This is a genomic window from Shewanella sp. BJSY2023SW001 (genome assembly GCF_047314685.1).
GTDB lineage: Bacteria > Pseudomonadota > Gammaproteobacteria > Enterobacterales > Shewanellaceae > Shewanella > Shewanella indica.
In genome coordinates, this window is record NZ_JBKORF010000076.1 from 1 (window position 1) to 25,856 (window position 25,856).

26 protein-coding genes, 1 tRNA gene and 1 pseudogene are annotated in these 25,856 nt (G+C 53.4%); 15 read left to right on the top strand and 13 right to left on the bottom strand.

Going from position 1 to position 25,856, the window contains the following annotated elements; genetic code table 11:
- A pseudogene (locus ACMHXH_RS16875) lies at positions 1–201 on the top strand (hypothetical protein); the annotation flags it as partial.
- A 256-nt stretch (positions 202–457) separates the two neighbouring features.
- Here ACMHXH_RS16875 and ACMHXH_RS16880 read toward each other — a convergent pair.
- Positions 458–2,056 carry an AbgT family transporter gene (locus ACMHXH_RS16880; protein ID WP_335912641.1) on the bottom strand — a complete coding sequence of 533 codons (1,599 nt, stop codon included), beginning with the start codon at positions 2,054–2,056 and terminating at the stop codon, positions 458–460.
- 628 nt (positions 2,057–2,684) lie between these two features.
- On the opposite strand from ACMHXH_RS16880, the gene ACMHXH_RS16885 reads away from it, so the two are divergent.
- The 4 genes from ACMHXH_RS16885 to ACMHXH_RS16900 all read left to right on the top strand — a co-directional run bounded on the left by ACMHXH_RS16885 (position 2,685) and on the right by ACMHXH_RS16900 (position 5,591).
- The gene (locus ACMHXH_RS16885; RefSeq protein ID WP_335912639.1) at positions 2,685–3,254 is read left to right on the top strand and encodes a LemA family protein; all 570 of its coding nucleotides are present in this window, start codon (positions 2,685–2,687) and stop codon (positions 3,252–3,254) included.
- Between the two features lie 21 nt (positions 3,255–3,275).
- A complete protein-coding gene (locus ACMHXH_RS16890; protein WP_101096257.1) occupies positions 3,276–4,310 on the top strand; it encodes a DUF3137 domain-containing protein in 1,035 nt (344 codons plus the stop codon).
- Between the two features lie 155 nt (positions 4,311–4,465).
- Positions 4,466–5,134: a lytic transglycosylase domain-containing protein gene (locus ACMHXH_RS16895; RefSeq protein ID WP_412498222.1), complete on the top strand. Its 669-nt coding sequence runs from the start codon at positions 4,466–4,468 to the stop codon at positions 5,132–5,134.
- Positions 5,135–5,159: 25 nt separating this feature from the next.
- Complete coding sequence (locus tag ACMHXH_RS16900) at positions 5,160–5,591, top strand: hypothetical protein (RefSeq protein WP_100143233.1); 432 nt, start codon at positions 5,160–5,162, stop codon at positions 5,589–5,591.
- 163 nt (positions 5,592–5,754) lie between these two features.
- Here ACMHXH_RS16900 and ACMHXH_RS16905 read toward each other — a convergent pair whose 3' ends face one another.
- Positions 5,755–6,612 carry a 23S rRNA (adenine(2030)-N(6))-methyltransferase RlmJ gene (locus ACMHXH_RS16905; RefSeq protein ID WP_100143232.1) on the bottom strand — a complete coding sequence of 286 codons (858 nt, stop codon included), beginning with the start codon at positions 6,610–6,612 and terminating at the stop codon, positions 5,755–5,757.
- A 152-nt stretch (positions 6,613–6,764) separates the two neighbouring features.
- On the opposite strand from ACMHXH_RS16905, the gene ACMHXH_RS16910 reads away from it, so the two are divergent.
- The 3 genes from ACMHXH_RS16910 (at position 6,765) to ACMHXH_RS16920 (ending at position 8,717) form a co-directional block, all read left to right on the top strand.
- Positions 6,765–7,502 carry a class I SAM-dependent methyltransferase gene (locus ACMHXH_RS16910; RefSeq protein ID WP_373297508.1) on the top strand — a complete coding sequence of 246 codons (738 nt, stop codon included), beginning with the start codon at positions 6,765–6,767 and terminating at the stop codon, positions 7,500–7,502.
- A 135-nt stretch (positions 7,503–7,637) separates the two neighbouring features.
- The gene (locus tag ACMHXH_RS16915; protein WP_413738357.1) at positions 7,638–8,162 is read left to right on the top strand and encodes a DUF2937 family protein; all 525 of its coding nucleotides are present in this window, start codon (positions 7,638–7,640) and stop codon (positions 8,160–8,162) included.
- Positions 8,163–8,243: 81 nt separating this feature from the next.
- Positions 8,244–8,717: a peroxiredoxin gene (locus tag ACMHXH_RS16920; RefSeq protein WP_028780860.1), complete on the top strand. Its 474-nt coding sequence runs from the start codon at positions 8,244–8,246 to the stop codon at positions 8,715–8,717.
- Positions 8,718–8,724: 7 nt separating this feature from the next.
- Here the strand turns inward: ACMHXH_RS16920 and ACMHXH_RS16925 are convergent, their stop codons facing one another.
- The 6 genes from ACMHXH_RS16925 to modA form a co-directional block, all read right to left on the bottom strand.
- A complete protein-coding gene (locus ACMHXH_RS16925; protein WP_335912632.1) occupies positions 8,725–10,650 on the bottom strand; it encodes a methyl-accepting chemotaxis protein in 1,926 nt (641 codons plus the stop codon).
- A gap of 80 nt (positions 10,651–10,730) precedes the next feature.
- Complete coding sequence (envZ, locus tag ACMHXH_RS16930; RefSeq protein WP_028780858.1) at positions 10,731–12,047, bottom strand: two-component system sensor histidine kinase EnvZ; 1,317 nt, start codon at positions 12,045–12,047, stop codon at positions 10,731–10,733.
- Positions 12,044–12,769, bottom strand: coding sequence for a two-component system response regulator OmpR (ompR, locus tag ACMHXH_RS16935; protein ID WP_025010803.1), 726 nt, complete (start codon positions 12,767–12,769; stop codon positions 12,044–12,046). The genes envZ and ompR overlap by 4 nt, the downstream gene beginning before the upstream one ends.
- 135 nt (positions 12,770–12,904) lie before the next feature.
- Positions 12,905–13,993 carry a molybdenum ABC transporter ATP-binding protein ModC gene (gene modC / locus ACMHXH_RS16940; RefSeq protein WP_039035341.1) on the bottom strand — a complete coding sequence of 363 codons (1,089 nt, stop codon included), beginning with the start codon at positions 13,991–13,993 and terminating at the stop codon, positions 12,905–12,907.
- On the bottom strand, positions 13,987–14,679 hold the full coding sequence (modB, locus tag ACMHXH_RS16945; RefSeq protein ID WP_028780857.1) for a molybdate ABC transporter permease subunit: 693 nt from the start codon (positions 14,677–14,679) through the stop codon (positions 13,987–13,989). Before modB ends, modC begins: the two co-directional genes overlap by 7 nt.
- A 16-nt stretch (positions 14,680–14,695) precedes the next feature.
- Entirely contained in the window at positions 14,696–15,463 is a 768-nt protein-coding gene (gene modA, locus ACMHXH_RS16950; protein ID WP_335912630.1) for a molybdate ABC transporter substrate-binding protein, read from the bottom strand.
- Positions 15,464–15,623: 160 nt separating this feature from the next.
- Between modA and ACMHXH_RS16955 the strand changes: the two genes are divergently transcribed.
- From ACMHXH_RS16955 to ACMHXH_RS16970, 4 genes are all read left to right on the top strand, one after another.
- Complete coding sequence (locus ACMHXH_RS16955) at positions 15,624–16,409, top strand: TOBE domain-containing protein (protein ID WP_144361638.1); 786 nt, start codon at positions 15,624–15,626, stop codon at positions 16,407–16,409.
- A gap of 127 nt (positions 16,410–16,536) precedes the next feature.
- Positions 16,537–17,031, top strand: a complete 495-nt coding sequence (gene greB, locus ACMHXH_RS16960) for a transcription elongation factor GreB (RefSeq protein ID WP_039035338.1) — start codon at positions 16,537–16,539, stop codon at positions 17,029–17,031.
- A gap of 171 nt (positions 17,032–17,202) precedes the next feature.
- Complete coding sequence (locus ACMHXH_RS16965; RefSeq protein ID WP_373297509.1) at positions 17,203–17,466, top strand: hypothetical protein; 264 nt, start codon at positions 17,203–17,205, stop codon at positions 17,464–17,466.
- A 9-nt stretch (positions 17,467–17,475) separates the two neighbouring features.
- Positions 17,476–17,706 (top strand): TM2 domain-containing protein, encoded by a 231-nt coding sequence (locus ACMHXH_RS16970; protein WP_039035336.1) that lies wholly within the window; start codon positions 17,476–17,478, stop codon positions 17,704–17,706.
- Between the two features lie 39 nt (positions 17,707–17,745).
- Here ACMHXH_RS16970 and ACMHXH_RS16975 read toward each other — a convergent pair whose 3' ends face one another.
- Positions 17,746–17,985: a hypothetical protein gene (locus tag ACMHXH_RS16975; RefSeq protein ID WP_039035335.1), complete on the bottom strand. Its 240-nt coding sequence runs from the start codon at positions 17,983–17,985 to the stop codon at positions 17,746–17,748.
- A gap of 284 nt (positions 17,986–18,269) precedes the next feature.
- Between ACMHXH_RS16975 and ACMHXH_RS16980 the strand changes: the two genes are divergently transcribed.
- Positions 18,270–19,244 (top strand): ribonuclease T2 family protein, encoded by a 975-nt coding sequence (locus ACMHXH_RS16980; protein WP_177192580.1) that lies wholly within the window; start codon positions 18,270–18,272, stop codon positions 19,242–19,244.
- A 6-nt stretch (positions 19,245–19,250) separates the two neighbouring features.
- Here the strand turns inward: ACMHXH_RS16980 and ACMHXH_RS16985 are convergent, their stop codons facing one another.
- The 4 genes from ACMHXH_RS16985 to plsB form a co-directional block, all read right to left on the bottom strand.
- Positions 19,251–20,048: a VOC family protein gene (locus ACMHXH_RS16985; RefSeq protein ID WP_039035334.1), complete on the bottom strand. Its 798-nt coding sequence runs from the start codon at positions 20,046–20,048 to the stop codon at positions 19,251–19,253.
- A 588-nt stretch (positions 20,049–20,636) separates the two neighbouring features.
- A tRNA-Gly gene (locus ACMHXH_RS16990) sits at positions 20,637–20,710 on the bottom strand.
- A 98-nt stretch (positions 20,711–20,808) separates the two neighbouring features.
- Positions 20,809–22,056, bottom strand: coding sequence for a tryptophan permease (gene mtr / locus ACMHXH_RS16995; protein WP_162207149.1), 1,248 nt, complete (start codon positions 22,054–22,056; stop codon positions 20,809–20,811).
- A complete protein-coding gene (gene plsB / locus ACMHXH_RS17000) occupies positions 22,056–24,482 on the bottom strand; it encodes a glycerol-3-phosphate 1-O-acyltransferase PlsB (protein ID WP_039035355.1) in 2,427 nt (808 codons plus the stop codon). The genes mtr and plsB overlap by 1 nt, the downstream gene beginning before the upstream one ends.
- A 262-nt stretch (positions 24,483–24,744) precedes the next feature.
- Here plsB and lexA point away from each other — a divergent pair, with 262 nt between their 5' ends.
- Both lexA and ACMHXH_RS17010 read left to right on the top strand, forming a co-directional pair.
- The gene (gene lexA / locus ACMHXH_RS17005; RefSeq protein ID WP_039035332.1) at positions 24,745–25,365 is read left to right on the top strand and encodes a transcriptional repressor LexA; all 621 of its coding nucleotides are present in this window, start codon (positions 24,745–24,747) and stop codon (positions 25,363–25,365) included.
- The gene (locus ACMHXH_RS17010) at positions 25,362–25,853 is read left to right on the top strand and encodes a cell division inhibitor SulA (protein ID WP_052248213.1); all 492 of its coding nucleotides are present in this window, start codon (positions 25,362–25,364) and stop codon (positions 25,851–25,853) included. The genes lexA and ACMHXH_RS17010 overlap by 4 nt, the downstream gene beginning before the upstream one ends.
- Positions 25,854–25,856 lie beyond the last annotated feature (3 nt).

The window sequence follows — 25,856 nt, forward strand, 5'->3', positions numbered from 1 at the left end:
TCGGATACCCAGCGGGAGTTCACCTGGGTCAGCACCGACAGCAAAATCAACAGTGTCCGTTATGCCCATATGGAGATCAGCGGCAAGATAGAGATCAAGGACTTTCCTGCAATGGCGCCCTTGAATGCCACCGAGATGATAGTAAGGCTGCTCAAAGGCGTGCGGGTTAGGGAAAACGGCATGGTCGGAGTGAAGGACTAACGAGTGGAATGAAACTTGATAAGAGCATGCCAGAAGTCTTTAAGTGTACTAGTTCAGACTTGATCAGGTGATGCTGAATTAGTTCCGGCCAGGTCTGACACAGCTTCTTGAAAAGTTGAGAGTTATCCGTTTTGATTATTTGGTGATAAAAAGGCAGATTTCTCTGCCTTAGTAAACGTTATACACACTTTTAGTTACTGTATATAACCTAAGCCCCTTCCCACTAAAATCCTCAGTCATTCACTGTTACAGACTATCAGCCCGCCGGTGAATAGTAGGTAGCCGCACCTGGGCCAACCGGCAGCCCCAGGCCGAATACCCAAAGGAAGAAGAACAGGGTCCAACCGACGAAAAACACCAGCGTATATGGCAACATGGTGGCTACCAGAGTACCTATCCCCAGGTCCTTCTTGTAGCGCGCGGCGACCGCCAGGATAAGACCAAAGTAACTCATCATAGGCGTGATAAGGTTAGTCACTGAGTCACCTATTCGATAGGCCGCCTGAATGGTTTCCGGCGCATAACCCACCAACATCAACATGGGCACAAATATCGGCGCCGTCACCGCCCACTGGGCTGAGGCACTGCCGAGCATCAAGTTGATGAAGCCGCACATCATAATAAACAGCAGGAAGACTATCGGCCCGGTCAGCCCCAGGGCGCTGAGGGCATCGGCGCCTGTCACCGCCAGCACGGCGCCCAGATTGGTCCACTTGAAGAAGGCCACAAACTGCGAGGCGAAAAACACCAATACGATATACATGCCCATGGTGCTCATGCTGTGGGACATGGCATTGATCACATCGGTATCTTTTTTCATGGTACCTACCACCTTGCCGTATACCAGCCCGGGAATGGCAAAGCAGACAAAGATAAACACCACGATTCCCTTGAGAAACGGCGAGCCCGCCACTTCTCCCGTCTCAGGGTGACGCAGTGGCCCCCACTCGGGAACCACGGTCAAGGCCAAGACTGCGCCGAGCAGCAGCGCCGCCAAACCGGCCATTTTCAGCCCCTTTTTTTCCAGTTCGGTGACGGTTTCCATCCGCTGCTGTTCCAGATCGACACTGGCTTCAGAGACATCGTAGTGACCGAGTTTGGGTTCAACGATTTTCTCCGTCACCAAGGCGCCGAGGAAAGAGATCAAAAAGGTGGAGACAAACATAAAGTACCAATTGACCTCGGGGCCCACAGTATAGTCAGGGTCTATCATCTGCGCCGCCGCTTCGGTGATCCCGGATAATAGGGGATCCACGGTTCCCAGCAGAAGGTTGGCGCTGTAGCCACCGGATACCCCGGCAAAGGCTGCCGCCAAACCCGCCAAGGGATGCCTGCCAAGGGAGTGGAAAATCATCGCCGCCATGGGGATCAGCACGACATAACCCAGTTCGGCGGCAGTATTGGAAACGATTCCGGCAAAGACTATGGTCAGGGTAACCAGACGCTTGGAGGCTCCCATTACCAGTGCCCGCATGCCGGCCGACAAGAGTCCGGAGCGTTCGGCAATCCCCACCCCGAGCAAAGCCACCAGTACAGTGCCCAGCGGCGTAAAACCGGTAAAGTTGGTTACCAGATTGGAGACTATCATCCGCAGACCTTCGGCATTCATCAGGCTGACCACATGGATCAGGCCATCGGCACTGCGGCCACTGGCGCCTTCGGGGCGAGGATCTACTACTGTGACTTCAAAATAACCGGCAACGCCGGAGATCAGGATGACGGCTGCACAAAACAGCGCAAATAGCGTGATGGGATGGGGCAAAAGGTTGCCCAGGCGCTCCACCACATTAAGGAAGCGGATAAACCAGCCACTCTTGGCGGTTTCGAGCGGTTGCTGAGAATGATTGGACTGCATCGGATTTCCCTGTCTGCCGGCTCGGTTGCCGGTTCTATTTTCATGGCCGTAACATCTACGACAAGCGGCCCGCCATTTTGCCGCGACACTTTTAACTGAAACTTAACCTGGAAGAATTGCAGGGAAATTGAGGTAAAAAAAAGGACCCAGGGCGGGTCCATAAAGGCAAATTCGCTGAACTAATCGCTTTGCCCCAACGTTGTGTCGTTACAATTTACAACACGCTGTCTGAACCTTGCCTGAACACAATAAAAGCTATTTGTAAATAGGATGAATCCGATTGTTCGCTTTGACGGATGCCAAACAATTTTCCTGCCATCCTTAACAGAATTCGCTCAACATGAGTCAAAAACTGCTGCTTTTTTACCACTCAAAAACAGATAAATAATCAATAAAAATCATTGTAATAACGTTTTTACGCGCTAAAAACATACAGTAAAAACCTCCAATTCAAAGGCTTTTACTTAAATCCACCTTTAAAGGCATATAAGTGGTGGTTTTCATTGGTTTGACGAGTCTTGTCGGTAAAGGGTAAGCACAGGTTCAAAATCACAACAAAGATGCATTTGCGGTCATTTTATGATTAGCTGGCGCAGTTCAAAAAAAACTGCAGGGAACTTTAGCAAATATGGATGGATTTTTGTTGATACTGGCGATCGCCGTGATACTGATTTATCTCTGGTATGTCAGCCTGATAAAAAAACGCAACACGGCCCGTGAAGCCCTCTCCGGCATAGATGTCCAGCTCAAGAAAAGGGCCAATCTGCTGCCTAGTATTCTCACCATAGCCAAGCGCTTTATGGATCATGAAAAACAGCTGCTGACCGAGATCACCGAATTACGCACTCAACTGACCCAAAGCTACAATCCGGCCGACAAAGATGCAGTAAAACAACACCTGGATTTGGCCAACCAGCTCAACAACCGTGTCGGCCAACTAATGGTATCGGTAGAAAACTATCCCGAACTCAAGTCAGACAACACCATGTTGCAGGCGATGCAGACCTATAACGAAGTGGAAGCCCATATCTCCGCGGCGCGGCGTTTCTACAACTCAGCGGTCACTGAACTCAACAATGCAGTGGAAATCTTCCCGGGTTCAATCATAGCCTCAATGGCCAAGGTACAGGCTCTACCCTTCTATGAGGCAGATGAAAGCGCCAAAAGCCCGGTCAATGCCGGCGACTACTTGAACTGAGACAGAGTAAAAGATTGACCAGTGAATATTATCACCTTCCTGATGGGGGCGAAGATTTCCCCGGTACGCCCGGGAAAAGGCCTACAGGCCCCCAGCGAAGAGCTGCCCAAGCTGCAACAATACTATCGCCAGCATATAAAGCCCAAGGCCAGTCAATATGAAAGACTGAGGATCAAGAGCCTCAAGCAGTGCCGAACCCGGGTAGCCCTGTTTGTACTGACACTTGTGGTGACTCTGCTGCTGGTTTGGCACTATTGGTACGACCTTATGTACTACAGTTCCCTTGGCCCGGAAGCTTCATTTGCCCTCGCCCTTACCCCGGTTTTGCTGATGTTTTTCTGGTGTAAGAAACCCATCAAGGCGTTTCAAACACAGGTTAAAAAAGATCTGTTCCCGCTGATCTTCCGTTATTTCGGCGACGACTTTACCTTTAGTCCCAACGATGGTTTGCCACTGCGCCCCTTTCGTGATGCCGGCATTTTGCCCAAGCACGACATAGCACATTCCAGTGATTTTATTACCGGTAGCTATAAGCAGGTCGAACTGGGGATCAGTGAATTAGTGCTGAAGTCAGAATATCGGGATAGCAAGAATAAGAAGCGTACCAGCGAGGTATTCAAGGGACTGGCCATGACCTTTACCGTGCCACAAAACTTCGGCTGCCATGCGGTATTGATCCGCGACCGCGGCCTGCTGGGGAAACTCTCCTCCAGTTATTCGGGGCTGAAGCAGATGAAGCTGGAAGATCCTGTGTTCGAGAAAGAGTTCGATGTCTTCGCCGACAATCAGATCAATGGCCGGGTGTTGATGAACCCCTTGTTTATGGAGCGTTTGCTGGATTTGAGCAAGAAGTTCGGCCGGGATCTGCGCTGCGCCTTCCACGGCAGGCAGCTGTTGATCCTGTTTCCCAGTAACAAGGATAGATTCGAGACCGCCTCCATCTTTGAGGGAGCCACCTTCGAAAAGGAGTTCAGCCAGATCCACAGTGAAATGCAGCAACTCTTTGCTATCATTGACATATTGAAACTGGAAACACGGACGGGTTATCAGGCGTGAAGCACACTTCCGGCCAAGGACTCATCTCTTTGCTACTCTGGCTGCTGAGCTCGGCGCTACCCTTTGCTGCGCTTGCCAGCACCGAGATACCTATGCCTTCGGAAAAGGCCGCTATGGGTGAAGAACTCTCAGCTATAAGTAAAGAGCCTTCAGCTATGGGTAAAGAGTCCTCAGCCATGAGTGAAAACCCTTCAGGTATAGCTAAAGAGCCTTCGGCCAAACCCCGTATAGTGGCGCGTTACTCGGAACACGGCATCAGCGACAGCAGCCTGCCGAAGCGTAAAGTCTATCAGTACCGCCAGGCCAACGGTGTAATGGCATTCAGCGACAAGCCCCCCAGCAGCCAGGAATATCAGATCATTCTCTATGATTGCTTTGCCTGCCGACCGGACTCCAAGGTGAACTGGCAGGCAATCCCTCTGTTTGGCAGTGACTATGCCGCCGAAATCGCCCTCGCCGCCCAAACTTACAATCTGGATCCTGCGCTTATTAGGGCGGTGATCCACGCCGAGTCGGCCTTCAACGCCAAGGCCCTGTCCCGTACCGGCGCCATGGGGCTGATGCAGTTGATGCCGGATACCGCCAAAGAGCTTGGTGTCAGCAACGCCTTTGTGGTATCACAGAATATTGATGCCGGTAGCCGCTATCTGGCGCAGATGCTGGCCCGTTTCGATGGCGACATGACCCGGGCGCTGGCGGCCTACAATGCTGGCCCTACCACAGTGAGCCAATATCGTGGCGTGCCGCCCTACCCGGAAACCCGCGCCTATGTGAAACGGGTGAAAATTTTGCTGGAGCGCTACCGCAATTTGAGCCGCGCCTGAGAGGCGCAACAACAAGGAAGTGAAGATGTTTAACCTCAAGTCCCTAGGCCTTTGTGCCTGTCTGCTGATGCCCTTTTCCACCGTAATAGCCTGTGATGACAGCCAACTTGGGCCGGTTCCCGCAACCGCCGAAGCGATAACGGCAGTAAAGCAAGTCATGCAAAGCCATAAGGGCGAGCTAGACAACAGCATGAACGACGAGGAGATGCTGGATAAGGGCAGCCAACTGACCCGCACCATCTTCTGTGAGGCGGGCTACAGTCTCAAGGCCACTTGGGCCGCCTGGGCTCAGGACCAGTGGAGCGAGCAGCCGGCTTACGATGGCCCCAACGGCATGGCGCTGCGCAATATGATGAGTATCAGCGCCTATATGATAGAGACCAATCCGCAGCAGGCGCTGGCGCTAGGGCTCATAGATGAGGCGACGTTGGCCGAGCTGAAAGCACTGTCGGAATAACTCACCACAGTCGCTTGTCACCACAGTCGCTATCACACAGTCGCTTAGACGCCATAAAGACCAAGGTTAACAAGCCGGGCAATTAGTACACACCTTGGTACCCGACTTAGTATCCAATCAATACCCGGTGACCCGGCCAAAAGTTTTTATGATGGAACCAAGCTTACTCGCCCACTTCCCAGGTAACAGTGACGCTGCCGCCACCCTGATTGAGCCTGGGGTGAAGCCATTCCAGCAGCTCTTCGGCCTGGGTATCCAACTGCCAGGGAGGGTTGATGACCCACAGACCCGCCGCCGTCATACCGAATTCATCCGAGTCAGGCTTGATACTCTGCTCTATCCGTAACTGCCGCCGAATGCCGCTGTCTTTCAGCTTCGTCAGCATGGCTTCGGTCTGGGCCCGATTGACGACCGGATACCAGAGCAGATATACCCCGGTGGCAAACTTGCGATGGGCCTTGATCAGGGTATCGGCCACATCCTGATAGTCACTCTTGAGCTCATAGCTGGGATCCACCAGCACCAGTGCCCGACGCTCCAGTGGCGGCACGGCGGCCAACAGGCCCTGCAGACCGTCGCCGTGAACCAGCTTCACCTGACGGGCACCTTCAAAATACTCCTGCAGCAGTTCGACATCGGTATTATGCAGCTCGTGCAGCAGCATTCTGTCCTGCTCTCTAAGGTGCATATCCACTATTGCCGGAGATCCGGGATACCAGGCCAGCTCATCTGTGGCTTGCTCCTCGTTGCCTTCGTTGAAATGGCGCACCGCCTCCAGATAGGCTGTCATCGCCTGCGGCACACTCGTTTCCTGCCAGAGCTTGCCTATACCTTCCAGATATTCCCCTGTCTTTTGGGCAAAATCATCTTCCAGCGCATAGCCACCGGCACCGGCATGGGTATCGATATAAACCAAAGGTTTATCTTTCTTCTGCAACAAGCTCAGCGCCTGCAACAAGATGGAATGTTTGAGCACATCGGCATAGTTGCCGGCATGAAAACCGTGACGGTAGCTGAGCATGGGTTCCCCAATGACTGACGGGTAAATGACCGCGGCATTATAGCGGCTCTGCCTGCGAGTTGCAGCTGAACGTATTCAGTCAGGTTGGCATTTGGCATAATGGCGCCAATTCAGCCAAGGACTCAAACACAGTGAAGCAGCCAAGCCATAGCATTTATTTTGATACCCGGGAGCCGCGTCTGTGCGCCATTGCCGAGCGCTGGGGCCTGAAGCATGATGAAGACTCGGTGTTTGCCTTGGGGTTTGAGCAGGAAATGCTGACTCTGTTCAAACGTGACGAACCCAAGCTTGGCGGTATCTGTGTCGATTTTGTCGGCGGCGCCGTGGCCCACAGACGTAAGTTCGGCGGCGGCCGTGGCCAGGCCATAGCCAAGGCGGTCGGCCTCAAGCAAGGCGCCTGCCCCTCAGTGGTAGATGCCACGGCCGGTCTTGGCCGTGACGCCTTTGTGCTGGCGAGCCTTGGTTGCCAAATGACTCTGATTGAACGTAACCCCTTGGTGGCAGCGCTACTGGAAGACGGTCTCAGCCGCGGTTATCGGGACAGCGAAATCGGCCCCTGGATGCAGCAAAGAATGGTGCTGCTGCACGACTCCAGTCTGGAGGCGTTGAGCCAGATAAGTCCGCGACCGGATGTGGTCTATCTGGATCCCATGTATCCTCACAGAGACAAGTCGGCACTGGTAAAAAAAGAGATGCGGGTATTTCAGACCCTGGTCGGCGCAGATACCGATGCCGACGGCTTGCTGGCCCCGGCGCTGGCACTGGCGAGCAAGCGGGTAGTGGTCAAACGGCCGGACTATGCCGAAGACCTGGCCGGGGTTAAACCCAGCACTGTTATCGCCACCAAGAAAAACCGCTTCGATGTCTATGTCAAAGCGGCGATGAACTGAGACCAAACCATACACTTGAGTCAGCAGCCATTTGGGTTGCAGCCCTGTGTGCTATGGGCGACAAAGCCAGAAGCGGTCAGTTAAGATACAGGGCGGCTGCGGCAATCTGGTTTGGCCGGAACTCAGGGAGGCATGATGCTTAGAACCATACGCGACTATCTCAGACTGCTGCTGTTCTTTGTGGGGGTGCTGGCGGGGATCCAGCTCCCCGGCTTTGTCGATCAATATGGCAAGAGCCTGCAGGCCCACCTGAACGAGATCCAAACCCAATTGGCCGGGTTTCAGCGCGATGCCGACCGTTTCTTCGGTGGCGATCTGGATAAGCTTATCGCCCACTATGTGACCAACAAAGATCCGGTATTTACCTCCGGCGGCGACAAGCTCAACGCCATGGTAGAACGCCGCTCCGAGTTGCAGCAGGCCTTGGCCGACTTCCGCGAGAGTCTCTACAGCCCCTACCTGCAACTGGCGTTTGCGCCACAGGCGGATATCCGCCGCGAAGTGTGGGACAACTACAGCCACAATATTCTGCTGAAGGGCGATGCCATTGCCATTGGCCTACTCAGTGGCTTGCTGCTCGCAGCCTCGGCCGAGCTGCTGCTCAGCTTATGCTGGCTGGCGTTGCGGGCGCTGTTTCGGCGCTGGCCGTCTGCCGCCTGATTGCCCCTGTAGAATGTCTGTGTTTGTCCATTCCATTAACGGCTATGATGGTTTGTAATTCCCACTGAAAGGACAAATACCATGATTGCACAAGGTCAAGCTCTGCCGGATGCCACTCTGAGCCAACTCGGTAAAGAGGGCATGATCAACCACAAGGTTAAGGAACTGTTTGCCGGCAAGAAGGCCGTGCTGTTTGCTGTTCCAGGTGCCTTTACCCCCACCTGCTCCGAGGCTCACCTGCCGGGTTATGTGGTGCTGGCCGATGAACTCAAGGCCAAGGGCGTCGATATCATTGCCTGTGTATCGGTCAACGATGCCTTTGTGATGAAAGCCTGGGGTGAAGCCCAAAATGCCGGTGAGATCATGATGTTGGCCGATGGTGATGGTGCCTTCACCAAGGCGCTGGGGCTGGAAATGGACACTGGTGCCTTCGGTGGCTTACGCTCGCAGCGCTATGCCATGGTGATAGACGATGGCGTGGTTTCTTTGCTGAATGTGGAAGCACCCAAGACTTTCGAAGTCAGCAAGGCCGAAACCATACTGGCTAGCCTCTAATTGCGACTCAGGCAGCTTTAATGCCGAGATTCTGTTCTATCTCGGCGACACCTGCAGCCACCTGAGAGGCGATTGCCTGCCCTTGCTCTGAGGCGGTGATCGCCTGGCTGCGCAGCTGTTCCATGGCGCTGGAGAAGGATTGCAGATGCGCCAGCTGTGACTGGGCATACTCAGTACCCTGCTGGGTCCCGCTCGCCATGGCAAAAGCCTGCTGTCTCACCTCCTGCGCCAGTTGTTTCAGGCTCTCGGCTCTCTGTCTCTGCCTGTCGGTCGCCTCGGCTATGCCATCCATACTCTGCCCCAGACTCTTGTTGGCATTGGTGAGCCGATTGAGAATGGCACCTATCTCATCGAGCGAGCTCTGGGTGCGACTGGAAAGGCTGCGCACCTCATCAGCCACCACGGCAAAGCCTCGGCCCAGCTCACCGGCACGGGCGGCTTCTATGGCGGCATTGAGCGCCAGCAGATTAGTCTGCCCGGCAATATTGCCTATTACGTCGATAATTCCCGCCACAGCCGCCACTGAATCATCCAGACTGGCAAGCGCTTGATGACACTCGGCAACGGCGGTGCGGGTTGAATCTGTGGCTTCCAGCATCTGCTGCGCTTCGAGTTCACTCTGGTGCATCTGTTCGGCGGTATTGCCGGCACGGGAGGCCAGCGAAGCTGAGCTGTCACTCACCAGTCCGGCCAATTCACTGAGCTCCAGCGTTTGCTGCCGAGCCTGATCCACCACTTGTTGGGTCTCACGGGTACTGCCTGCCATTTCACTGATTTTTTGCACCAGGGCCGATAGGCTTTGGGAGATACGCGCCAATTGCTGCCGCTGCTGTTCATCCTCGGACTCGAAACGATTCAACAGAGCATTGAAATGGGCGGCTATCTGGCCGGTTTCACAGCGACGACTGATATTGAGGCGCTCGCGGGTATTGGACTCACTCAGTTGACTGAAGGCGGTGTTGAGCAGCTGCAACGGCTTCACCACCCTGAGCTGCTGCAAAATCAAATAAGCCACGGCAAATAAGGCCAGCACCCCCAAAGCCAGATAGAGCCAAAGCTGCAGCTCGTGTTTGAGCTTGTCGGTACGCCGTTGCTGCTCAGCGGCCATGGTCAGCAAGTTCTGCTGCAACTTGTGCATATCGGCGCGCAGCGCATCCTGCATCTGACGGTTATCCAACAGTTGCTGCTCGGTATTGGTCACTTCCTTGGTGTAGCGACTGCTGAGACTCAGAAGTTCGGCGCGGTAGCTCTCGCCTATCTCCTCGCGCTCGGGTTCATCGTCACCCAGGGCAAATTCATCGGCCTCTACTGTGCGATAGAGACCAAGCAGTGGCAAGGCGCTGAGTCTGTCATGCCAGTCGGCCAACTGGGTTATGGTGCTGTCGAGGTAAGGCTTGAGTCTTTGCTCCCGTCCGAGCAGGTAATCCTGGGTCAGCTGTGACAACTGGTAAACCAGTGGCGGAAGCTCCCGACTGAGCTGCAGATATTCATGCGCCACTTGTGGCGCCGTTGCCAGCCCTTGATCGCCGTAATCCGCCAGGCGCTTGTTGTTGTCCAACATTTCGGTTTCGGCATGGGCCAACAGCTGCCTGGGATTTCCGGCCAACTTGCCGGCGGCGCGGTATTTGCCATCCAGAGCCGTCACCAATTGCGCCAGCTCCTGTGCCAACTGTGAATCTGCCGGCAAACGGTCATGAATATCATTGAGCTGAGCTCTGGCCTGTTCCAATCGCCCGGCATCGCCACTGGCGAGATACTTATCCAGATTGGCACGGATATCCACCAAAAATTCTTGCTGCAAGCCTTGCAGCGTCTGGCTCTGCAGTTCTGCCTCTTGTCTCTGTTCACTGCTCCAGAGCACCAGAGAGGCGAGCAAGGCCGCCAACAAGAGCAACAACGCCGAAGCGCCGAGAGAAAGGGTGGAAATCTTCATGGCAAACTGCGCCCAATTGATTGAACTGAGCGCAGTTTATGACTGGAGCATGACAGTTGAATGACAGACAGCGTCTATGGCTAGTCCCTTGGCAACCACACCTGAGCGTGCAACCCACCCTGAGGGCGATTGCTGAGAATGACCTTGCCTTGATGCCTGTCTATGATGCGTTTGATGATCGCCAGTCCCAGCCCTGAGCCGACGCTGCCGCGGGCGCTGTCACCTTGGGTAAAGGGCTGAAACAGCTTGGGGATCTGGCTCTCGGCAATACCCGGGCCATTGTCTTCCACACTGAAACCTATGCGGTGTTTTTCCACCTGGGAAGCGATACGGATCCAGCCGCGGCCATAGCGGAAGGCGTTTTCCACCAAATTGCCGATCACCCGCTTGATGGCCAGGCTCTGCATCGGCACTTCGGGGCATTCGGCCAGTACCAGCTCTATCTCACCGACTCTGTTGCTCTCGGCCTGGGCCACTTCGCGGATTAAACGGTTGATCTGCTCCGGCTCGCGAATGCTCTCCTGATCCTGGCGAATATAGGCGATAAACTGATTGATGATGGCATCCATGTCTTCAATGTCTTTGACTATGCCCTCCTGCAGGTAGGCATCGTCGTCCACCATCATCTCGGAAGCCAAACGAATTCGGGTCAGGGGCGTTCTCAGGTCGTGGGAAATCCCCGCCATCAGCAGTGCTCTGTCCTGCTCCAGCTGTTTCATACTCTGAGACATACGGTTGAAGGCATTGGTCACTTCGACGAGCTCACTGGAACCGGTCAGCGGCAGCGGGTCAGGGAAATTACCTCTGGAGACAGAGATAGCCGCCTTTTGCAGCCGCCGCAGCGGCCGGTTCTGTTGCCGGGCAAACCACCAACCACCGGCGACACTCAAGGCGCCTATCACCAGTAGATAGAGGTTTAGCGGCGACAGGGCATTTTCGTTCCAGCCATTGAGGGGAACCTTAATCCAGATGGAGGGAGCCTGAGGTGGGCGGATCCAGATCTGCAGCAGATTGCTCTGGGCAATACGCACTTCGGCCGGGCCACCGAGATACTCCGACATCTGGGTTGAGAGGAATCCATAGTAGGTCGCCCGCTCGATACCGGCTTCTCTGGCCTGTTTCTGGTTATAGACATGCATGCCATCGTCGCGCACCTTGGCATTGAGGGCATCCACTATGGTGAGGTGTTCACGGCCCACCTCGACCCCATCGACAAACAACAGATTGATCTGGCGGGCGATAAGCTGGTTGATCTGCTGGTAACTGGGCTTAATGAAATAAACCGTCACAGTCAAATAGGAGACCAGCTGATTGATCAGCAGCAGGCAGCCTATCAGCATTACCGTTTGGCTGAAGGCACTCCTGGGCAACAGGCGTTGCCACCAGCGCAGCTTCATTTACGGGCGGCACCATCTGGCACAAACACGTACCCCAGGCCCCAAACCGTTTGGATATAGCGCGGGTTGGCGGGATCCTTTTCAATCAGCCGCCTAAGCCGGGAAACCTGGACGTCGATGGAACGCTCCAACGCCGAATAATCGCGGCCACGAGCCAGATTCATCAGCTTGTCGCGGGACAATGGCTCCCTGGGATGAGTCACCAACACCTTAAGCACGGCAAATTCACCACTGGTGAGGGCGATGGACTCTTCGTTGTGGTACATCTCGCGGGTGGCCAGGTTGAGGCTGAACTCGCCGAAGCTGACCATCTCTTCCTGCTGTGAAGGCGCACCGGGGATCTCCTGCACCTGACGGCGCATTACCGCCTTGATCCGTGCCAGCAACTCTCTGGGGTTGAAGGGTTTTGGCAGATAGTCATCGGCGCCGAGTTCCAGACCTATGATGCGGTCGACTTCATCGCCCTTGGCGGTCAGCATCACTATCGGCAGTGGATTGCCCTGTTGCCGCAGGCGGCGACAGATGGACAGGCCATCTTCTCCCGGTAACATAAGGTCGAGTACCAGCAGGTGAAAGTTCTCCCGCTCCAGCAAGCGATCCATCTGCTCGGCATTGGCGGCGCTGCGTACCTGATAGCCTTGTTCCATCAGATAGCGCTCCAGCAAGGCCCGCAGCCTCATATCGTCATCGACAACCAGAATCTTGGAGGTTTCTTGTCCCATGGGCTATTCCTCGAGTGCCAAGCTTGCAACTTGCACAATAGTATCTAAAAAAATGGCTAAATATCTTAAATTTAGCCATTTTAATACCAAAAATCACCCGAGACTTTGTAACAGTAGTTGATCTTCTGTTGTACCTCAGTGAGAACGAGCCAAATCGGCGGCCGTGAGGCTGACCCCTTTAATCTGGGCATAGAGCGACATTCCGGGCTGCAACGCCAACTCCTCAAGGGCCCAGCGGGTAATATTGGCCCACAGTGGCATACCCGCCAACCTCAACCTGAGCTGCACATAGTCGCGGTTGTCGACCCTGCTCACCTCCTCCAGAGTTACCGGCAGGATATTGCGAATACTGCTGCCGCTCGGCACCTGCAGGCACACAGAGACCTGATTGCTGTGAACCCGCACCCGTATCGGCTTATCCTGTTTGGGTAACAGTTCATTGACCCACAAGCTGTTACCGTCGGCGAGTTGCAAACGGGTCATGGCATACTCGGGATGACTCTCGGCCACTGTGGCACTCAACAGTGAGCTTTGTTCCTGAGCACTGAGCCAAGGTCTCAGCTCGTCACTGTCCCACACCTGCTCCAGCGGGCCACTGAGGACGCAGCTGCCCTTGTCCAGCACCAGCATCTGATCCGCCAGTTGCAGAATCTCATCCAGACTGTGGCTGACATAGATAATCGGCAGCTTAAGTTCGGCGGTGAGCCTCTGTAGGTAGGGCAACAGCTCGCGCTTGCGCGGCAAGTCCAGCGATGCCAGCGGCTCATCCATCAACAGAATCTCTGGACGGGTCAGCAAGGCCCGGCCTATGGCGACCCGCTGTTTTTCCCCACCGGAGAGGGTGAAGGGAAAACGGTCGAGCAGTTTCTCCAGCCCCAGCAGTTGCACCACAGTATCAAACTCGCGGCTGTCTTTATCCTTGCGGCCATAGTTGAGATTGCCGCGCACCCGATAGTGGGGAAACAGCCTGGCATCCTGAAACACAAAACCGGCGTTACGCCGCTCAGGTGGCAGATTGATCTTCTTTTCTTTATGAAACAACCAGCGCTCTCCCAAACGGATCTCACCGGCATCCGGCGTTGCCAAACCGCCGAGAATATTAATCAGTGAGGTCTTGCCGGCGCCCGAGCGGCCAAAGACGGCGCTGACCCCGGAGAGAGGTAACTCTGTGTCCACATCCAGCAGGGTTTGTCCCAGCTGTTGCCTGATAGTGATTTTCAGCATTGTCCCAGTGTCCTCTGTTGCGCCCGCTTGCTGAGCCATTGGGAAGCGATCAGCGAAGCCAGTGAAATCAATATCGCAATCACACACAGCCTGGCGGCCTCGGCCTCGGCGCCCGGGGTCTCGATAAAGGAGTACATAGCCAAGGGAATAGTGCGGGTTTCACCGGGTATATTGGAGACAAAAGTAATGGTGGAACCGAACTCCCCGAGGCTGCGGGCAAAGGCCAGCACCATGCCCGAGACTATGCCGGGCGCGGTCAGCGGCAGGCTGATGGTGAAGAAGACCTTGAGTCGGCCGGCGCCCAAGGTACGCGCCGCCTGCTCCAGACGCACATCCACCCCTTCAAGCGCCTGACGAATGGCACGAACCATTAACGGGAATGACACCACCGCGGCCGCCAGTGCAGCGCCGCGCCAGCTGAAACTAAAGCTGAAGCCAAAAGTGTCATAGAGCCAACCACCGAGAAAACCGCTGCGGCCCATGGAGACCAGCAATAAATACCCTATGACCACAGGCGGCAACACCAGTGGCAGGTGGATCAGGCTATCGAGCACAGACTTGCCGGGGAACTCCAGCCGCGCCAGCACCCAGGCACACAAAATACCAAGCGGCAGGCTACAGAGCACTGCCACAGTGGACACCTTGAGACTGAGCAGCAAGGCGGCCACTTCATAGTCGGTCAACAAGCTCAAAGTCAGGATCTCAGTTTACGCCAAAGCCGTATTTGGCAAATACCGCCTTGGCAGCGTCGGACTGCAGGAATTGATAGAAACCTTCGGCGCCTTTGCTGTGCTCTTTACCCACCAGCGCCATGGGATAGCTGATTGGCTTGTGAGTCTCTTGGGGGAATACCGCCAGCTGTTTTACCCCTTGGGCCACTTTGGCATCTGTGGAATAGACAATCCCCAGAGATGACTCGCCGCGTTCGACCAACGCCAAGGCACCGCGAACACTATTGGCTCTGGCCAGCAGAGGTTCGGCCTGTTGCCACAAACCCAAGTTTTCCAGCGCCTGCTTGGCATAGCGACCGGCCGGCACATGATCTGGATCGCCAACCGCCATCCGGCTGTTATCCAATGCCTGTTTGAGATCCCAGGAAGCCGAGATTTCAACCTGGTTCAGCGCACTGCCTTTCGGTGCGATCAGCACCAGCGTGTTACGCAGCAGAGTGACCCGACTATCACTGTCAATGGCCTTGTTTTCATCGAGATAGTCCATCCATTTCTGGTTGGCCGACAGAAACAGCTCGGCGGGCGCACCTTGGGCAATCTGCCGGGCCAGAGTCGAAGAGGACGCAAAAGAGAACACTGTTTCAGTGTCATGCTTGCGGTCATATTCGGCGCCCAGTTCATTCATGGCATTGGTGAGTGAGGCGGCGGCAAAGACGGTGACTTTTTCCTTGGCACTGACGTTAAAGGCCAACAATAACCCCAGAGCCAAGCTCAGGGCAGGACGGAACAGGGACTTCATAACGACTCCTTGGTGAAATGATTGCACTATTTAGATACTGCCAACGTTATATACATAGTTATATAACGATAAGCAAGCCTGTGAGCGCCAGTGAGTGATCCCTGTGGTCTTTATCAGCGCAATAAGGGAGAATAACCCCGACACTGATAAGGAATATGCCATGGACCTCAAAGCCCTGTTAACTCTCAACAATGCCGATAAACTGTTTGCCAATCCCAAGCGCATTGCACTGTTGAAGCAGATACGCATTACCGGCTCCATCAGCCAGGGGGCCAAACAGGCGGGCATCAGTTACAAGGCGGCCTGGGACGCGGTCAACGACATGAATCTGCAGGCTCCCCAGCCTGTGGTCAGCAGTGAAAAGGGTGGTAAAGGCGGTGGCGGCGCCAAGTTGACCGAGTTTGGCGAGCGTCTGCTGAAGCTCTACGAACTGATGGATCAAATGCAGGACATGGTGCTCAAGGCGCTGTTGGATGCGGCCGTTCCCATGGATAACCTACTAGATCTGATGGCCCACTTCTCGCTCAAGACCAGCGCCCGCAATCAACTGGCCGGTGAAGTCATTGCGCTCAAGGATGATTCACTCAATGACAATGTCAGGGTCAAATTGGCCGGTGGGCAGGAGATAGATGCCGCCATCACCCATGCCAGCACAGACAAACTGGGGTTGCATATCGGCAAAAAGGTATTGCTGCTGTTCAAGGCTCCCGCCGTCAGTATCCACTCGCTGCAGCAGCCCCTCAGCAGTGGCAATCGCCTCAAAGGCCAATTATTGCAAATCAAACGCGATCCCCAGCGCAGCGAAATCACCCTGGATATCGGCGGCAACGACCGCCTCTACGCTTCGGTATACAACGACAGCATAGAGGGCTTGCCATTGACTCTGGGCGATCATCTGCAGGCCTGCTTTGAGCCGGGGCAGACACTCATCGCCTGCGTAAAATGACATGCAAAGGCATCCTGTTTATCCCATTGGCAGAAAGGCGCACTTGCAAGCACGCCTGAGTTCTGTAAATCTTCAGCACTATTGGCATCGGCGCCTGGCGCCAACAGCAAGTTGATCGAATAAACCGATGAAAGCCCATTTGATTACCCGTAAGGGCTGGGAAGCCCTGGACAAAGAACTCAAATATTTGTGGAAGGAATACCGCCCCGAGATCACCCTCAAGGTACAAGAGGCCGCGGCTCAAGGCGACCGCTCCGAAAACGCAGATTACACCTACAACAAACGCTTACTACGGCAGATAGATCGCCGGATCCGCTATCTGGTTAAACGCCTGGAAGAGCTGAAAATAGTCGACTACTCACCGCAGCAGGAAGGAAAGGTGTTTTTCGGCGCTTGGGTCGAACTGGAAAATGACCAGGGCACTGTGGTGCGCTACCGGATTGTCGGCAAGGACGAGATAGATACCAAGAAAGGTTATATCACCATAGACTCCCCCATGGCGCGAGCTCTCATAGGAAAACAGGTTGATGATGAAGTCCAGGTGCAAACCCCATCCGGGATCAAAGAGTGGTACATCAATGTGATCCAATACCAGGCGTTTGAAACAGATGTGTCAGAATAATCTCAATTTAACAATTTGTTATTGAAAAAAATCTCAGGAAAAAGGTAGACTTCCCACGTTTGGCTCGAAGATGTGCAGGGAGATGCCTGCCGGGCCGGACGACTCAGCTTTCAACATAGGAACAAGGAAGTGCAGACTCTCAAAAAATCCGATAAGAGTTATGGCGTAGCCGTGTGCCTTTCAGGCATTTTCGGCATCTTGGGCATACACCATTTTTACTGTGGGCGTATTCTGCATGGCCTGTTTGATCTCGGTCTGGCAATAGTAGGTATTACGCTGATTTCGACAGATGATCCTACCTTGGTATTCACCGGAATAGCTGTACTGGCGGTCGATATTATCCACACAGTGATAATCACTTTCATGTTACTCGTAGGAAGCTATAAAGATGGGCAGGGTAGGCTGATCACTTACCCGGGACAAAAGTTAACTTAAGGACAAACAATGACAATCGAAAATGAGCAATTGAGCGACAAGGGTTTCGTACCTACTCTACTGCTGTGCTTCTTCCTGGGCAGCTTCGGCGTGCACCGTTTTTACACAGGTAAAATCGGTACAGGTCTGCTGATGTTACTGACCCTGGGTGGCCTGGGTATTTGGACTCTGATCGACTTTGTTCGTATCGCCATCGGTAGCTTCCGTGATGCCGAAGGCCGCCAAATCAAAGCAGCCTGATCCCTGTATGCCAGTGGCACCAGCCACTGGCATCCTTACTCACTCCTTAGAAAGTACCCTTCCATTACGTAACATCTCTTCCGCTTCTAAGCGCTCTTGCTCCCTTTGTGCCTGAGTGGTACATCTTCTTATCGGCATCCTCGAACCTGTCACTGTAACTTTTTCACAGTGGTAACCATCACTGCGCTCCACATCTGCCTGAGCCTGCTGCGATTCATCAGTACTACTACAGGCTCCCAGACACAACACCATAACTACCGAGGCAACACATCCTTTCATTCACTTTTTCCTGTAAAATTCTGCTGCATTGCCAAGCTACACAACTAATTGACAAGTAACAATTGCGCTTCATTTGCTCAACAAACACAAAGATACAAATTGGCGCCATTTATCTGCGGCCAAAAAGTCGGATATTCCGGCTATGGTGCATCAGCTCTGAGCCTTGAAGCCAAAGTTTAAGATCATCTATTTAACATAAGTTGCACTTCAAACCGATACAGATACAAAGTGTCACATGGCAAACAAAAATCTGCATGATGACAATTTCGTCAAAGAGGAACCTTATGACCCGCTTACTGATATTATTGCTGTGGCTGTTACCTGTCGGGATCATGGCAGCCCCCTTTTCCGGTGAGTTGCTGATAGACAAGACCTGCCCGCTGTTTCAATCGAAGAACAAGGGCACTAATCCCGGGCAGCTTTACAGCAACCCCGGACAAAGGCTGGAGATAGTTGAGCGCCTCGGTCACGACACGCCCACCTGGTTCAGGGTCAAGACCTCGGCGACACAATCACCTCTGCGCTGGATTGCCGCCGATTGTGGTCAGCTGCAAGCGGGCGCACTGCCTACTGAACCTCAAACCAAAAACGCCTGTAACCTGGCCGATAAATACGATAGCCATCTGCTGGCTCTGTCGTGGCAAAACGCCTTTTGTGAGTCAAAAGGTTCCAGCAAACCCGAATGTCGCAGCCAAAGCGCCGACCGCTTCGATGCCAGTCATTTCAGCTTGCACGGCTTATGGCCCAATAAGCGCTCTTGCGGCATCAGCTATGGCTATTGCGGCAAGGTCAAACACAAGCCCGATAACTTCTGCGCTTATCCCGCCATTGAGTTGAGTGAAGCCGTATCCGAGCGCCTGGCTCAGATGATGCCCAGTCACGCCTATGGCAGTTGCCTGGAGCGGCACGAATGGTGGAAACACGGCAGTTGCAGGGATGAAAATGCCGAAACCTACTTTTCATTGGCACTCAAACTGACCACAGAGGTTAACCAGGCAACGCCTCTGCTCAACCTACTGCAACAAAACATCGGCGCCAAGATAGCGACCGATTCTTTAAGACAAGCGTTTCAGCAAAGCTTTGGCCCTTCGAGCGAACACAAGCTGAGCCTTAAATGTCACCGGGGGATGTTGACCGAAATTCAGCTCAGTCTTCCCGAAAAGATAGATGACAGCGACCTAAAGACTCTGCTGCAACAGGCACCCAGAATTGCTCCCGGCAACTGTGGTAGCCAAATCCGCATCGATGCGGCCAACTGAGAGAAATTAGAGCGCCATGGTCAGCCGAATAATACTGAAAACAGCCCCTTGCGGGTCGTTGATCACCGCAAAACGCCCCACATTGGGGATATCTGTAGGTGGCACACAAACCTTGCCGCCCAATTCGGCCGCCCGACAAGCCATCACATCACAGTCATCAACACTGAAATAAATCATCCAGTGGGGCGGCACGTCACCCCACTGCTCGGTCATTTGCAGCATACCGCCAATGCCTTCATCACAGCTGTCGCTATTGAGAAACCATTCTGTATATTCAAAATCGACAGCATTCTCACTGCGACGCATCTGCCAGTTGAACACCTTGGGATAAAAGATCTTGGCCGCTTCAGGTTGCCGACAGGCGAGCTCAACCCAGCATAGAGTGTTGGCTTCCCACTTACGCCCGGCACCGGGATGTTCGATACCCTGCCAAACCGAAAAATGGGCCCCTTCGGGATCGGTAAATAGCGCCATCTTACCGGCACAGCCAACCTCATGGGGGCCCATCAGAAGCTGACCGCCGGCGGAGCTGATGGCCTCAATACAGTGGTTAATATCCTCCACCGCAAAGTAAACCGCCCAGTGACTGGGAACCCCCTGCTGCTGTAATTCAGTAGGCAATTGATAAATGGCACCTATATCTTCATGCGCCTGCTTCAACATGGTATAGGCGCCTTCCGGCATGGGGATATCTTCAGCTTGCCAACCAAAGAGACGACAATAAAAGTGCTTGGCACTGTTCCAGTCCTGCGTCCCCAGTTCTACCCAACAGGGCTCGCCATGTCTGTATGCTGTAATCTTCATTATCCGGTTTCCAATTCTGTGTTGCGCAGTGGAGGCTGATGAAGCCGGTTCCATTTACGTTAAACACTAATAGAAATTATACCAGGCTGTATAGAAAATATACGATGGCAATATCGAATTGAGAATATAAGGGTTTGACGATATAAAGAAGAAAAAAGGCCGTAGCCTGTTGGTTAGCACAAACTTTCCTTGTCACGCTTCCCTATGCTGCACAATGTGCCAAACAACAGACTACGACGGAACAATGAGATGCAAAATCTCATACATAAAAAGGATGCAGGGCAATGGACACAATCCCTTTATGCGTAAGTAATACTGGCTTATCGAGAGCAGGATAACTATCAGACAAATCCCAAGAGAGTTTGGCACCCTTCCTAAAGGGGCGCTATTTAGACTCAGAAGGCCAAAATGACCCGATCCCCTTTGAGAAATATATTGCCTTTCAGTTTATTGGCTTTTACGGATAGAAAAACGAGACCGGCACCTATGTAACTTAAATAGTCATAGGTTGCGGATAAAGCCCAGTGCAAAAAACGAATATTGATTCATGAGCTACTGGGAGCAAGTATCAACTATGACGAAACTAATTGGAGCGGGTGATGGGAATCGAACCCACGTATGCAGCTTGGGAAGCTGCCGTTCTACCATTGAACTACACCCGCACAAAACACTCGGCATGGACGATATAAATTACTGACTTTTATAGTCTTGTCAAGAAGCCGCTCTTTCATTCCTTTGAAAAAGAGAGCTGCTTCTCGCTTCAGGAATACTTAGGCAGTATACCAGCCATGGCCAACAGATGGCAGGCAGCCGTCAGTAATCCAAACAGCACCACTATGGCTATCAAAGGTGTACCGCCCGGCACACGAAAGCCCTGGCTATCGGCAAATTGTTGTCTTGAGCGCCAAGCCATCAAGGCCGGCACTATGACGGCCCAAACTGTAGCCGCCAGGGCAGCAAAGCCGATAGCGACCAGGAAGCCATCGGGAAACAACATACCCAATAAAGTCGGAGGCAGGAAAGTCACCAAGGCGGTCTTGGCCCTGCCACAGCGACTGTCGTCAAAACCAAACAGATCTGCCAAATAGTCAAACAAGCCCAAGGTTACCCCAAGAAATGAAGAGGCTACCGCCAGATTGGCAAACAGAGTGAGCATGGTGTTGAGCAGCGAGTTATCCATCACCTTGGACAAGGCGCCAACCAATACGCCCATATTGCCGCCCTGAGCAATAATAGCGCCGAATTCGCCGCGGGAAATATTACCCATGGTCGCCACCAACCAACACAGGTAGATAGCCAAGGCGATAAAGGTACCTACAAAAATCGCCTTGATAATGGTGCCCGGTTGCTTGCCGTAGTATTTCACCAGCGACGGCACATTGCCATGATAGCCAAAACTCGCCAGCCCGAAAGGAATGGCCGCCCACAGATATGAGCCATAAGAGTTCTCGCCATCAGGTAGTAACAACTTGCTGGTGTCTATGCCGATCAGCAGATTGCCTATCGCCAGAAAGAAGCTGATAATCATCCCGCCCAGCATTATAGTGGTGATCCGATCCACGGCCTTGGTACTTATCAGCACCACCAGTGCCAGCACCAGGGCAAACACCAGGGCGGCAAAGCTCTGCGGCAGGCTGATATCCATCCCTTCCAGGCTGTGATTGACTATGGAGCCGCCGCCACTGATATAGGCGTAAGTAAGGATATAGAGCACGAAGGTTATCGAAGCGCCGTTAAGCACCCGCCAGAATTGCCCCAAAGTTTCCTTGGTGAGGGTGTCAAAGCTGGCGCCGGGCTCAAAATGGAGATTGGTTTCCAGCAGCAGTAGCCCGGACATGAACATGCAAAACCACACCCCCAGCAGCATAAGCACAGAGTAGCCAAACCACATGCCGGCACCTTCTACCGGCAGCGAAAACATGCCGGCACCGACTGTGGTCCCGGCGATGATCATGGCGCCGCCCAGCAAAGACGCCTTGGCAGGCGCCGCATTCATATGATTGGCCATCAGGCCTCCTGTTCGGCGGCGACGCTGTCAACTATGGTTTGCTTGACCTGAGGACGCAGTAGCTGGTTGGCATAATCCCGGGTTCGCTCTATATCATGGCGGGTATCTTCCTTGGTGAGATACCCAAGCTCTTTGAGCTTGATACTCAAGATGCCGTAGAGTTTCTTGTCGTAAAATTCAGGGGCAGTAATCCCATGCAGCGCGCCAAGACGACTGGCCAACTTGTGGCTTTCGCGCTCCAAATCGCCACGCTCAATACCCGGGTGCGCGGCCAGCAAGTTAAAGATGATGGCGTAACGTTGAAGGGTTTCGCTCATGGTTTCGGCCAGCAACGCCAGCGGATTGATCCCGGCTTCCAGCACTCGGAAGCCATTGACTTCTTCGGCCACCAAACCTTTGGCAATGAAACGATCCAGCAGTTGATCGGCATAGGCTCTGACATCGGCCTTACCCATAAACAGCTCGGCCTGCAGCAAAGGGTAGAAATCCTCAAGCACCGCTTGCATCCGAGATCGGCAGCACTGCTCTTGACGCACCAGGCAGCTGGCCAGCAAAGAAGGCACCATAAATAGGTGAATGATGTTGTTGCGATAGTAAGTCATGGTTACCGCAATCGACTCGTCGATTGAGATGATATCGCCCAGTTCATCTTCCTGAACCGTAAACTTATTCAGCTCCAGACCTTGTTGCAGCAATTGCTTACCGTCACCTTCGGCCACCGAGATGTACTGGGTGTAAGGCACTTCCTTGAGCAGATCCAAATACAAGTCCAACTGACGTTCCAACTGGTTTCGTTCCAGCGCATTCTGCTCTGAGGACAATAGTACCAAGCTGGTGAGGGTCACTGCGCTGGCAGCAGCAGCATCGTTGATATGAGTCATGACCCGATTGGCCAGAGTATTGACAGCCGGAGTCAACCAGCTGGGTTTCTGCTCGGGATCGGCTGCCACCTCTTCGCGCCAGTTAGGTGCCGCCTCACTGAGGAAATTCTGCAGCGTCACGGGCTCACCAAAGTTTACATAACCCTGACCAAAATTACCCAACTTACGCAAGGCGCCAACCACTTGCCAGACAGATTCTTTTTGCTTCTTCTTGCCGCTGAGTTCTTTGTGATAAGTGGCCACTTCCATAACGTGGTCATAGCCCAGGTACACAGGCACCAAAGTCACTGGTCGCTCAATACCCCGCAACACAGAGTTGACCGTCATCGCCAGCATCCCAGTCTTGGGCGACAACAACCGCCCGGTACGGGAGCGGCCACCTTCGGTGAAGTACTCAACCGAATAGCCTTTGGCAAACAGCTGATCCAGATACTCACGGAACACTGCAGTATAGAGTTTATTACCGTTGAAACTGCGGCGGATAAAGAAGGCACCACCACGGCGGAATATAGGCCCGGCAGGCCAGAAGTTCAGGTTGATACCGGCGGCGATATGAGGCGGAACCATACCCTGAAAATAGAGAATATAGGAGAGCAGCAAATAATCCATATGACTGCGATGGCAAGGTACATAAACTATCTCATGTCCATCATGATGCAGCTGGCGTATCTGCTCGGCGCCCTTGATGTTGATCCCCTTGTAGAGCTTGTTCCATAACCAGGTGAGGATCCGCTGGGCAATACGCACCAGGCTGTCTGAATAGTGGGCAGCAATCTCATCGAGATATTCCTCCGCCATTTCCCTGGCCCTGGCCTCGGGGATCTTCTTGGCTGCGGCTTCCTCTTTTATAGCCTTTTTAAGGGTTTCTGAACGCAACAGTTCATTAAACAGCGCTTGACGGTTGGGCAGTAATGGCCCGGTCATCACCTTACGCTGACGGCGGAAATGTACCCTGGCCACTCGCGCCAACTTATGGGCAATAGCTTTATCGGTTCCATGTTCATCGGCCATCAGCCGCAGCGAGACCGCATTGGAAAACTGCACAAAGTTGTCTCGCCCCAGGAACAAGATCATTAGAAACTTGCGCAACCAAGTGGGGTTTTCCCGCTCAAATACGGCGGCGCGCATGCTGTCATCTTCCTTACCCGGAGTTCGGCCCCAATAGAGACTCACCGGCACCAATTGAATATCCAGTTGTGGATTGGTCTGATGCAAATGAAGCAAAGAGGTGAAACAGCTGAGAAAAGGTTTATTGCCCTTGCGCTTGCCGAACAGGGGCTTTGCACCTTCCAGGCAGACGACTCTGGGAACGGTAATATCATCAACCTTGAGCGTCTCATAAGGGCAAGGCAAACCAAACTTACGGGTGACTTCCGCCAACGCCGCGATATCACTGACAGACTCCGTCTTCATCACGTAGGCCATCGGCTTGGCGAGATCCAGGTTCAAATCGGCGAAAGGATCCTGAGGCACCACAGTGGTATGCACCAGCTTGCTTTGGAGCCAGCGAAGTGATTTAAACCAGAATGAATCTTGTTTGGACATGTTTTTCAGTGTCTGAGCCACAATCAATAGCCCAATAGAATACCAGAACTTCCTGAATCTTAGCTAGGGAAGGTGCGAACCGGTCCCGGCAGCTCCTCTGGCAAATTCCTTGAACTCCACATAATTCGTAAGCCTGACTGTCCAAATCTGCCACAGGTTAAAACATTTACCCTCCCCTAAACGTTTCAATTTTGGTTAATACTTGCGCTGATCAAAATACTGTATATACTGACAGGTACTGTATGAAAAAACAGGAATCACCATGAGACCACTGACACCGCGCCAGGCACAGATTCTGGAATTGATTAAACGCAATATAGCCGACACCGGCATGCCGCCAACCCGGGCTGAAATTGCTACCCGGTTAGGCTTCAAGAGTGCCAATGCCGCAGAGGAACACCTCAAGGCACTGGCAAAGAAAGGCTGTATTGAGATCATGCCAGGCACCTCTCGTGGTATTCGCTTGTCACATGATGAACAAGCGGAGTCAGAAGCAGGTCTGCCCTTAATAGGCCAGGTCGCTGCCGGGGAACCCATACTGGCACAGGAGCATGTTGAGCAGTATTACCAGGTCGACCCTGGCATGTTCCATCCCTGCGCCGACTTCCTACTGCGGGTACGCGGCGACAGCATGAAGAACATAGGCATTCTCGAAGGTGATCTCCTGGCGGTTCACAAGGTACAAGAAGCCCGTAACGGTCAAGTCGTGGTGGCCAGGGTTGAAGACGATGTAACAGTGAAGCGTTTTGAAAAGAAAGGTAATGTGGTTTATCTACATGCCGAGAACGAGGCTTACTCCCCAATCAAAGTCGACCTGACTTTCCAGCCATTGACCATTGAAGGACTGGCGGTAGGCATAATACGCAATGGAGACTGGCTATGAGCATAATGACGGGCAACGCCCCAAGACACCCGGGCCTGTGGACAGACACCAGTATTGCCGGCAATCAGCCTTGGCAACATACCGGCATCTCCAGCTTGGCCAGCCATAGCCAGGGACGTCAGGAATTATTACGCCTCTGCCCTCAATTGGCGCAATTGAGTCAACAGGGACGCTGGATAGTCTTGATTAACGCCCCTGCCAACATAGGTTACAAGGAAACCTTAGCAAGGGCCGGTGTCAGAATGGATAGAGTTCTCTTGGTGCGCACCAAGGATGAAATCGAAGCCCTGTGGGCAACGGAAAGAGCCTTGACCAACGGCACCTCCAGTGCAGTGATCAGTTGGATAAACAGCCTGGATGCCCGTGATAACCGTCGATTGCAGCTGGTTGCCCGTAACGCCAGAGCCATGGGAATAGTGCTGGAAACAGGACGGCAGGCGAAAGAGATGGATAACCGCCTCAACGAACTTACCCGCTCCATCCATTAATTG

Coding starts and splice junctions, on each gene's coding strand:
- ACMHXH_RS16880 (WP_335912641.1), bottom strand. CDS start 2,056: ATGCAGTCCAATCATTCTCAGCAACCGCTCGAAACCGCCAAGAGTGGC.
- ACMHXH_RS16885 (WP_335912639.1), top strand. CDS start 2,685: ATGGATGGATTTTTGTTGATACTGGCGATCGCCGTGATACTGATTTAT.
- ACMHXH_RS16895 (WP_412498222.1), top strand. CDS start 4,466: ATGGGTAAAGAGTCCTCAGCCATGAGTGAAAACCCTTCAGGTATAGCT.
- ACMHXH_RS16900 (WP_100143233.1), top strand. CDS start 5,160: ATGTTTAACCTCAAGTCCCTAGGCCTTTGTGCCTGTCTGCTGATGCCC.
- ACMHXH_RS16905 (WP_100143232.1), bottom strand. CDS start 6,612: ATGCTCAGCTACCGTCACGGTTTTCATGCCGGCAACTATGCCGATGTG.
- ACMHXH_RS16915 (WP_413738357.1), top strand. CDS start 7,638: ATGCTTAGAACCATACGCGACTATCTCAGACTGCTGCTGTTCTTTGTG.
- ACMHXH_RS16920 (WP_028780860.1), top strand. CDS start 8,244: ATGATTGCACAAGGTCAAGCTCTGCCGGATGCCACTCTGAGCCAACTC.
- ACMHXH_RS16925 (WP_335912632.1), bottom strand. CDS start 10,650: ATGAAGATTTCCACCCTTTCTCTCGGCGCTTCGGCGTTGTTGCTCTTG.
- envZ (WP_028780858.1), bottom strand. CDS start 12,047: ATGAAGCTGCGCTGGTGGCAACGCCTGTTGCCCAGGAGTGCCTTCAGC.
- ompR (WP_025010803.1), bottom strand. CDS start 12,769: ATGGGACAAGAAACCTCCAAGATTCTGGTTGTCGATGACGATATGAGG.
- modC (WP_039035341.1), bottom strand. CDS start 13,993: ATGCTGAAAATCACTATCAGGCAACAGCTGGGACAAACCCTGCTGGAT.
- modA (WP_335912630.1), bottom strand. CDS start 15,463: ATGAAGTCCCTGTTCCGTCCTGCCCTGAGCTTGGCTCTGGGGTTATTG.
- ACMHXH_RS16955 (WP_144361638.1), top strand. CDS start 15,624: ATGGACCTCAAAGCCCTGTTAACTCTCAACAATGCCGATAAACTGTTT.
- greB (WP_039035338.1), top strand. CDS start 16,537: ATGAAAGCCCATTTGATTACCCGTAAGGGCTGGGAAGCCCTGGACAAA.
- ACMHXH_RS16970 (WP_039035336.1), top strand. CDS start 17,476: ATGACAATCGAAAATGAGCAATTGAGCGACAAGGGTTTCGTACCTACT.
- ACMHXH_RS16975 (WP_039035335.1), bottom strand. CDS start 17,985: ATGAAAGGATGTGTTGCCTCGGTAGTTATGGTGTTGTGTCTGGGAGCC.
- ACMHXH_RS16980 (WP_177192580.1), top strand. CDS start 18,270: ATGACCCGCTTACTGATATTATTGCTGTGGCTGTTACCTGTCGGGATC.
- ACMHXH_RS16985 (WP_039035334.1), bottom strand. CDS start 20,048: ATGAAGATTACAGCATACAGACATGGCGAGCCCTGTTGGGTAGAACTG.
- mtr (WP_162207149.1), bottom strand. CDS start 22,056: ATGGCCAATCATATGAATGCGGCGCCTGCCAAGGCGTCTTTGCTGGGC.
- plsB (WP_039035355.1), bottom strand. CDS start 24,482: ATGTCCAAACAAGATTCATTCTGGTTTAAATCACTTCGCTGGCTCCAA.
- lexA (WP_039035332.1), top strand. CDS start 24,745: ATGAGACCACTGACACCGCGCCAGGCACAGATTCTGGAATTGATTAAA.
- ACMHXH_RS17010 (WP_052248213.1), top strand. CDS start 25,362: ATGAGCATAATGACGGGCAACGCCCCAAGACACCCGGGCCTGTGGACA.